Annotated in this window: 8 protein-coding genes; 1 reads left to right on the top strand and 7 read right to left on the bottom strand. The window is 66.7% G+C overall.

Going from position 1 to position 8,087, the window contains the following annotated elements; all coding sequences use genetic code 11:
* Positions 1 to 89 precede the first annotated feature (89 nt).
* A complete protein-coding gene (hfq, locus tag ACYP33_RS19115) occupies positions 90 to 659 on the top strand; it encodes an RNA chaperone Hfq (protein WP_414449546.1) in 570 nt (189 codons plus the stop codon).
* A gap of 56 nt (positions 660 to 715) precedes the next feature.
* Here the strand turns inward: hfq and ACYP33_RS19120 are convergent, their stop codons facing one another.
* The 7 genes from ACYP33_RS19120 to ACYP33_RS19150 form a co-directional block, all read right to left on the bottom strand.
* Entirely contained in the window at positions 716 to 1,444 is a 729-nt protein-coding gene (locus tag ACYP33_RS19120; RefSeq protein ID WP_414451961.1) for a DUF2968 domain-containing protein, read from the bottom strand.
* A gap of 49 nt (positions 1,445 to 1,493) precedes the next feature.
* A complete protein-coding gene (locus tag ACYP33_RS19125; RefSeq protein WP_414444980.1) occupies positions 1,494 to 2,891 on the bottom strand; it encodes a sigma 54-interacting transcriptional regulator in 1,398 nt (465 codons plus the stop codon).
* A 19-nt stretch (positions 2,892 to 2,910) separates the two neighbouring features.
* Complete coding sequence (locus ACYP33_RS19130; RefSeq protein WP_459623339.1) at positions 2,911 to 4,764, bottom strand: TadG family pilus assembly protein; 1,854 nt, start codon at positions 4,762 to 4,764, stop codon at positions 2,911 to 2,913.
* 14 nt (positions 4,765 to 4,778) lie between these two features.
* A complete protein-coding gene (locus ACYP33_RS19135; RefSeq protein WP_459623341.1) occupies positions 4,779 to 5,381 on the bottom strand; it encodes a DUF3613 domain-containing protein in 603 nt (200 codons plus the stop codon).
* Positions 5,382 to 5,404: 23 nt separating this feature from the next.
* Entirely contained in the window at positions 5,405 to 6,256 is an 852-nt protein-coding gene (locus ACYP33_RS19140) for a tetratricopeptide repeat protein (RefSeq protein ID WP_459623343.1), read from the bottom strand.
* A 28-nt stretch (positions 6,257 to 6,284) separates the two neighbouring features.
* On the bottom strand, positions 6,285 to 7,274 hold the full coding sequence (locus tag ACYP33_RS19145; protein WP_414449550.1) for a type II secretion system F family protein: 990 nt from the start codon (positions 7,272 to 7,274) through the stop codon (positions 6,285 to 6,287).
* Between the two features lie 8 nt (positions 7,275 to 7,282).
* On the bottom strand, positions 7,283 to 8,087 hold an 805-nt coding region (locus tag ACYP33_RS19150), incomplete at its 5' end, for a type II secretion system F family protein (RefSeq protein WP_459623345.1).

Consider the following 8,087-nt stretch of genomic DNA (forward strand, 5'->3'; position numbering starts at 1 on the left):
CAGGGTAGAATCCCGCTCAAGCGCTTCGCCAGATAGCGCGGTGCATCCAAGCAAAACCCTCATCTGACGCCGGCTCAAGCCGCTTCTCAATGGCCAATCCTGCAGAATCCCATCCGCAAAACGACTTCATCAACGCAGCGCGCAAAGAGCGCAAGCGCGTAGAAATTTATCTCGTCAACGGCATTCGGCTGACGGGCTGTATCGAGTCGTTCGACCAGTACCTGGTGATGCTGCGCACGCCCGTCGGTTTGCAAGGCATCTACAAACGCGCGATCTCGACGATCCAGCTCGACATGGGCGGTTCGCGCCCTGGCGGCGGCGGTCGCAGCGGCCCCCGCACCGGTGGTGGCGGTCACGGTGGCGGCCGACCGCCCCGCGAAGGCGGTGGTCATAGCCCCTACGGCTCGCACGGCGGCCAGCGCGAATCGCGTGGCGAAGGCCGCGAAGGCTACCCGCCGCGCGAACACCGCGAACCGCGCGAGCCTCGCGATTACAACGCCCCGCGCGAATACAGCGCCCCCCGCGGCGATTACCCGCGCGAATCGCATGAAGGCGTGTCCACGCCGACCGAGCGCAGCAGCAGCCCAACCGTCATCGTCACGCGCCGTCGGCGCCCGCTTGGCCCCACGGGCGGCGGCAGTAGCGGCAGCGGCGAGTAAACGCAAAACGGGCAAGCCTCTCGGCTTGCCCGTTTCTCATCCAGCCCGCAAAAACCTTACTGGTTGCCCGGCAATCCGGCGTCGGCCTGACGCTGCAAGGCACGCACCTGCGTCTGCAACTGGCGCAGTTGAGCTTGCAATGCATCACGTTGCGACTGCAAGGATGCCGCTTCGCTGCGCGTCGCCTTCTGGCGATTGTTGACCGCTACCTGCTGCTCGCGAGCGATCGTCAAATCGGCCTGCAGGCGGTTCGCTCGATCCTGCACCACGGCGATCTGCTTGTCCGTTTGCGACTTCTGCGCTTCGAGGCGAGCGGCCTGCAATTCCGTGGCGGACAGCGATTCGGCCTGCTTTGAAAAATCGCGAAACACGGCTTCGGCACGTGCCTCGTTCGTCGTCTTGAGCACGCGCCAAAACGCCTTTTGCTGGAACAAGGCAACGTAGTACGTCGAATCCTTGATGCTGAACAGCAGGCTGGCGCCGTAACTGCCGTTGTACGCCGTACGCATTTCGGTCAGCGAATGGGCCTGGATCTGCTGTTGCAGCTCGTCAACCGTGCTTTGCGTGGTGCCGTCGGTGGCGGGCGAAGCTTGTTGCGCGCCAGCCGAGGTAGGCGGCAATGCGCTCGACGCGGCCGGCGCCGAGTTCACCACGCCGCCGCGCGACGACGCAACGGGGGCGGCGTCGTCACTGCCCGCCAAGCCCTGCGCCTGTACGACCTGAAGCCCCCCTACTACCCACAACCCAGCAACAAATGCGCGCCCCAAAACCCGTTTATGGCTCATGTAGAGAATCCTGCACAGATTAGTTGTATTTCTAACCACAATTTTCGCATTATCCCTCACTTTCACGCGCTTCGGGCTCTTCGTCGAAAATCTGGTATTTCCGCATCTTTTCCCACAACACTTTTCGGCTGATCCCGAGGTGTTGGGCGGTATCCTGGCGGCGCCAGCCGTTCGCGTCAAGCGCAGCAATCACTCTGTTGCGCTCGCTCATATCCCACTTGCTGCGGTCGACGTATACCTCAGCCGCACTCTCGGCCGGCACCGGCTGCGCCGCACGCGCGTGGGCCACCAGGCGCTGCAGTCGCGCCGCATCCCAGGCACCGGTCTGGCGCACGGTTACGCCCACCCGTTCGGCCAGGTTGCGCAACTCGCGCACATTCCCAGGGAAATAAGTATCGGCCACCGCGTCGGCCAGCCAGTAAGGCAGATCGGGCAACGCGGCGAGGCGGCTCTCGCCCACCACTTCGGCCACGAACGACTTGAACAGCGCGATCTTGTCGACCGCGCCGCGCTCCTCCAGCGACGGAATGCTGATCTCGATCACGGCGAGCCGGTAATACAAGTCGGCGCGGAACGCGCCCTCTTTCACGAGTTGCGGCAGCTTCTTGTTGCTGGCCGCGACGAGCCGGAAATCGACCTTCAGCGGCGCCACCGCGCCGACCCGCAGCACCGTGCCGTCTTCCAGCACGCGCAGCAGCTTGACCTGCTGATAGAGCGGCAAGTCGCCGACTTCGTCGAGGAACAGCGTGCCGCCCGCCGCCTGCTCGAAATAGCCCTTGTGCGCCACCACCGCGCCCGTGAACGACCCTTTTGCATGGCCGAAGAACAGCGATTCGAACAGCCCGTCCGGAATCGCGCCGCAGTTGACGGGCACGAATTCGCCGTGGCGGTAGCGCGAATGCTTTTCGTGCAGCAACTGGGCGATGCGCTCCTTGCCGACGCCGGTTTCGCCGTGCAACAACACGTTGGTGTCGCAATCGGCAAAGGTGTCGACCTCCTGCAGCAGCGCATGCATCGGCTCGGAATGCGCGACCAGCATGGCCGGTGCAGAGGTTTGCGCCGCATGCGCGCGTAGCTGCGCGACCAGCTTCGACACCAGCCCGCGCAGCTCGGCGCAGGTGAAGTCGAGCGGCAGGATGTGGGAATACTCGGGCGGATACGAGGCCGCGTCGGTACCGCCGCCGCGCGCTGCGCCCACCCAGACCACCGGCATGCCGATATTGGCCTGCCATTCGCTGAGAAAGGCCGCGCCGCTCTCGATCATGCTGACGCTGATGATCGCCAGCGACGGGCGCGCCGCCGCGCGTTCGGACGACAGCACCACGTTGTCGGCGCGGATCACCTCCACGTCGAAGCTGGCCATGCAACGCGCGACACGGTCGACGATGTCCGCCTTGCCCTCCCAGACGTAGAGGTCGAGCCCCTCGATTGCAGGTGAATTTCTCATCGGATACCAGTCAATGCGTTCAGTAGACCGTTTGCGACACGCCGCAGGTCAGCGACATATGGTGGACGGTGGCCGCGCCCACCTGCACACCCAGCAGGTTCAGCAGCGGAACAATAATGGCGTCGAGCGATTGCAGGATCGGACCGAGCAACGACGTGACAAGGCCCAGCAACTGCGAAACGAGGCCGGTCGGGATCGCCAGCGGCAGCCCGAGCAGCGTGAGGGTAACGTTGATCTTGGACGCTGACAGCTGCGACAGCGCGCTGGCCAGGAGGGAGCCGAGCGCATTCGAGTTCGAGGTCCAGTAATCGGCATCCGTGCCGACGTTGCCGGGGAACACATGCTGTTGCGCCGCGCCGTTCGCCTGCACGGAGACATTCGCCAGACTCGCGTTCACGTGCACCACGCCGATGCCGAGCGGTGCGATATTGACGTCGATCAGCGACGCGGGCACGCTGCAGCTATACGCGGACGACAGGCTGATCAGCCCCTTGCTATTGAGCGGCGGCGTGCCGATGCAAAGATTGGCAATGCCCGGCGTGGCGGTGATCGTCGCAGTACTGGTGGCGAGCGTCGAACCGCACTGTGTCGAGTTCAGCACGGCCTTGCCGGTGCCCACCTGCAGATAGAGCGGCAAGCCCACGTTGACGCCGATGCCGAGAATATTGATCGACGCGAGATTGACCACCATGTACAGGCCGACCGCCGCCGTCGAGGCCTGCGTGCGCCACGTGCCGGTAGCCGGATTGATGCCGCCCTCGCCGATGCCGATCGACGGCGGGCTGATGATCTGCACCTGCAACTGCGTGCCGGTCAAGCCGCCCAGGTTCACCGACGGCACGTTGACAGCCACCGCGTTGTTCGAATTGGCGACCTCGGCACCCACCATGATCAGGTCGAGCAGGTTGACGGTGGCAGAGGCAGCCGATTGCGTGTCGGCCAGCGCGACGTTCAGCAGGCCGTTCGCGCCGCCGAGGTTGACATTGCCGCCGTTCACGTTCGCCTTGACCAGCGCCTGGAGCGCGCCGAGGCTGGCCTGCAGGTTCGCGTTGGCGACGCTGGTCTGCTGGGCCGCATTGGCCACGAGGCTCAGGAACTGCGACAGCGACAACTTCAGCGCCAGCAACTGGCTGATGGTGCCGACGCCGGCCGCGGCGGCCAGGTCGGCGAGCCGCACGTTGGTACAGGCCAGCGCCTGATACGACACGAGGCTCAGGTTCAGCCCCGACGCCGATCCGAGCAGCCCGCTCAACAAGCCGTTGACGAGCCCCGGATTCGCGCTCGACGAAGCCGGCGTGCCCGAGCAACTGGTGCCGCCGAGCTGCGCAAGCGTCGCGCCGACCGAGAACACGTCGATCGCCGTGGCACGCGCCGTGGAGCTGGCCTGCACGAGACGGGACGGCCCGAGAAAGAAGTACGGCACCGTGCGCGTCACCTTCACCTGCACGGCATTCCATTGGCGCGCGTTGACGTCGCCGGACGAGCCGGCGTTCGCGCCGGCCGAGTAATAGCTCGGGCCGGCATAGGAGGTCGGGTCCCAACGCCCGCAGTTGACCGTGATGGTGTCGCCCTTGCCGGCATTCAGGCCGTTGTTGGTGGCGCTCAGCGTGGCCACGCCCGGCGACATCGAGCAGGTGTTGTCCACCCGCTGCACGCCCGCCATGGCGGCCATGTCGGCGATCCGCTGCATGTCGCGGCGCTGGAAGAACACGTTGCCGATATCGAGCATGCCGAGGATCGCAATGGCCGCCGTCATGAAGATGAGCGTCATCGTCGCGAACGCGCCACGTTCCCGGCGCCGGCCGGCGAGCGCGCCGTCCATCGTGCCGGATCCGGCCTGGCGGCCGGGACGACGGGATTGAGTGGATCTCATGGCGACCTCGACGATTATTGCGACTGCCCGCTGCCGAACGACGAACCGCCGCCACTGCTTCCCTGAGCAGCCTGCGACGAACCGAACCAGGCCGGAATCGGTGTACCGAACGAATTCAGGTAGCGCTGATACGCGTAGGACGCCGCCGCCCCTTCGAACGGGTGCGGGTTATCGGACGCGGCGCGATTGCTGCGCTGCAGTTCGAGCCAGGCCTCCGTGCTCGAACCGATATCCGAGGCGCGGGTCGAGGTGCGCGGTGGCTTGGCGGGCGGCTCGGCTGCCACAACCGGTGCAGGCGGCGGCGGTGTCGGCGCGATCACAGGTTGCGGCGGCGGCTGCAACGTGGCTTGCGGCGGCGGTTGTTGCGGCGCGACCGCCGGCAGCGCCTGCGGCGCGGCCTGCACCTGTTGCACGGCAGGCTGGGCCGCCGGCACTTGCAGTTGCGAATCGGGCATCGGCAGCAATTGCTGCTGCAACTGGGCCAAGGCCGGGTCGGCAGGCTGTTGCGCCAGCGCGGCCGGCGCGCCGAACGCGGCGGCGCATGCCACCGCCAGCGCGGCGAGCACGGGAGCAGCCCGCCATGCGTCCGCCTGGGGGCGGGTGAGGATCTGTCGCATCGTCGGCTCCGTAGCTATCGTCGTCATTTTTGTGAGAATCGTTGCAGCAGCGGCGCGGCCAGATCGAAGCCGTCGTTGCTGGCGATCGGCTGGCCGGTATCGCGGCGCACGGCGTTCTGCGCGAGCGTCGGCCCGGGCGGCACCACCGTCAGTTGGCGCGTGCGCTGCGCGGCCGTCACGCGCGCCGCGTCGTCGCGGATCTCGGCGCGCACCTGCGGCGTCATCTTCTGCTGGTCCATCAGCCCGCTCGCCTCGTCCAGATGCCCGGTGGCGACGAGGAACAGCGCGACGTTGCCGAACGTCTTCGGGTTCTTCTGGTCGAGTTCGGCGGCCTTCATCAGCGGCACGCGCGCCGCGGCCAGATCGCCCGCGCGCATGCGCGCGTAGGCAAGATCGGACAGCATCGAGGCATCGGTCGGCGCCAGCTCGCTCGCCTGCGTCAGCAGCCCGGCAGCGCGCGGGAAATCACCGCGCGCGCCGGCGATCAGGCCGAGGCCACGATAGGCCCGGGACGCGGCCGGCGTGTTCAGCAATTGCGTATAGACCTGCTCGCTCGCTTCGTACTGCGAGGTCGCGCGCAACGCATCGGCGCGCAGCAGCTTGGTGTCGGGCGTCGAGCCGTACTGCTTCTCGTACTGGTCGATATGCGCCAGCGACGCGTAATACAGCCCCTGCTGCTGCATCCGGTCGATCAGGCCCAGATACATGCCCGGCGTGTCCGGCGGATCGGTCTTGTCGGCGGCGGCCTGCATCATCGCGGCCCGCTCGGCCTGCGCGCCGACGCCGTAGTTGGAATCCTTGAACAGCGAGCAGCCGCTGGTCAGCAGCGCCACCAGCAGGCCCGCCAGCGCGATGCGCCCTTGGGTTCGTTTCATTGTGCTTGGCTCCTTGGCCGTATGGCGCTCAATGCCGCATGCTCGCCAACGCGCTGACGACCGTCATGATGCCGGGGCCGGCCGTCACGATCAGCAGCGCGGGCAGCAGCGTCACGACCATCACGCCCGTCATTTTCACCGTCAACCGGCCGATCCGCTCGCGCAGCGTGGCGCGCCGGCCTTCGCGCAGCCGGTCGCCGAACAGCCGCAACGGCTCCTGCACCGCGCCGCCATGCTTGTCCACCTGAATCAGCAACTGCACGATGGACCGCAAGTCCTCGTTGTCGAAGCTGTGCGTCAGGCGCGCCAGCGATTGCTCACGGGTGCGGCCGGCCGCGAATTGGCGCTGGGCCACGCTCAACTCCCACGACAGCACCGGCAGCATGGTCCGGAAATCGTTCGAAATGACCTGCATGCTCTGGTCGAGCGACAGGCCCACGCCTTGCAACAGGCGCAGCATGTCGACGAACAGCGGCATTTCCTCGCCCACGCTTTCGCGGCGCGCGCCGGCGCGGCGGCGCACGTAGATCTTCGGCAGCATGTAGCCGGCGGCCACCGCGAAGAACATCACGCCCATCCAGGTCGACGCCGACTTATGAAAAACGAACGGCAGCGACACCAGCACCAGCACCACCACGCCGACGATCCGCGCCATCAGGAACAGGCCGCGCGAGCGCACATCGGCATAGCCGCATTGATCGAGCATCGCGCGATCTTCGTCGGCCACCAGTTGCTTGCCAAGACCGGTGTCGAGCCAGCGAATGCCGACCCGTTCGATATGCGCGCGCCACGCCACGAACCCCGTCAGCGAAGGCGCGGCGGCCAGCTTCGGATCGGGTGAACCGCTCGCGCGCTCGGCCGCGGCGCGGCCGGCGGCCACGCGCTGATCGAGCGCCTTCGCCAATACGCGGTCGCTGCGCTGCGCGAGCAGCATGCGCACGATCGCCACCCCGGCGAGCAGTAGCACCCCGAACGCGCCGAGCAACAGCGCCAAGGCCCCCAGACGATTTGCATCCATGTCGCCCCCTACCTGAGCCGCGCCATTCGATACAGCAGGAACACCCCCAACGCCTGCAGCGCGAAGGCCACGTACAACACAAGGCGCCCCGTATCGTTCATCCACATCGAGGTGAAGTATTTCGGGTTGGTCGCAATCACGAAGCTGCCGACGGCGATCGGCAGCGAGCCCAACACCCAGGTGGACAGCCGCGTTTCCGCCGACATCGCGCGCAGCTCGCGCTCGGCCGCCTCGAAGTCGCGCATGAACGTCGCCATGCGCTCCAGCATCACATCGGCACGGCCGCCGTATTTCACCGACAGGCGCAGCACCGAGCCGACCAGTTCGAATTCGCGTATCCGGTATTGCTTCGCGATATGCACCATCGCGCGATCGACCTCGACGCCCGTGCGCAACATGCGCGACACCTGGTCGAGACAGAGCCGCAGCGGCATTTCGGTAGTGCCGAGCGCACCCTGAAACGCGGCCGGTACGCTGTTGCCGAGCGTGACGAGACGCACCATGCCGTCGAGAAACGACGGCAGTTGTCGCACGATCTTCAGGCGGCGTACCGAAATCCGCCGCACCACCCACAACACGATCAACACCAGGCCGCCAAGCAGCGCCGCGAAGAACGCCACCCAACCGCCGCTCGCGCTGGCCAGCAGCGCGAGCATCACGACCACCGCCACCATCACGAGCAGCAGCGTACGCACTTCGTCCAGGCCGCCGCGATCGCTGATGCCGCGCAGCGCCTCGCCGACCTTCGCACGCCACCCCGCGATGCCTTGCTGCGGCGTGGCCGCGCGCGCGGCCTGTTGCTGCCCGGCCGTC

The sequence above is a fragment of the Burkholderia sp. 3C genome (genome assembly GCF_054589155.1).

Coding starts and splice junctions, on each gene's coding strand:
- hfq (WP_414449546.1), top strand. CDS start 90: ATGGCCAATCCTGCAGAATCCCATCCGCAAAACGACTTCATCAACGCA.
- ACYP33_RS19120 (WP_414451961.1), bottom strand. CDS start 1,444: ATGAGCCATAAACGGGTTTTGGGGCGCGCATTTGTTGCTGGGTTGTGG.
- ACYP33_RS19125 (WP_414444980.1), bottom strand. CDS start 2,891: ATGAGAAATTCACCTGCAATCGAGGGGCTCGACCTCTACGTCTGGGAG.
- ACYP33_RS19130 (WP_459623339.1), bottom strand. CDS start 4,764: ATGAGATCCACTCAATCCCGTCGTCCCGGCCGCCAGGCCGGATCCGGC.
- ACYP33_RS19135 (WP_459623341.1), bottom strand. CDS start 5,381: ATGCGACAGATCCTCACCCGCCCCCAGGCGGACGCATGGCGGGCTGCT.
- ACYP33_RS19140 (WP_459623343.1), bottom strand. CDS start 6,256: ATGAAACGAACCCAAGGGCGCATCGCGCTGGCGGGCCTGCTGGTGGCG.
- ACYP33_RS19145 (WP_414449550.1), bottom strand. CDS start 7,274: ATGGATGCAAATCGTCTGGGGGCCTTGGCGCTGTTGCTCGGCGCGTTC.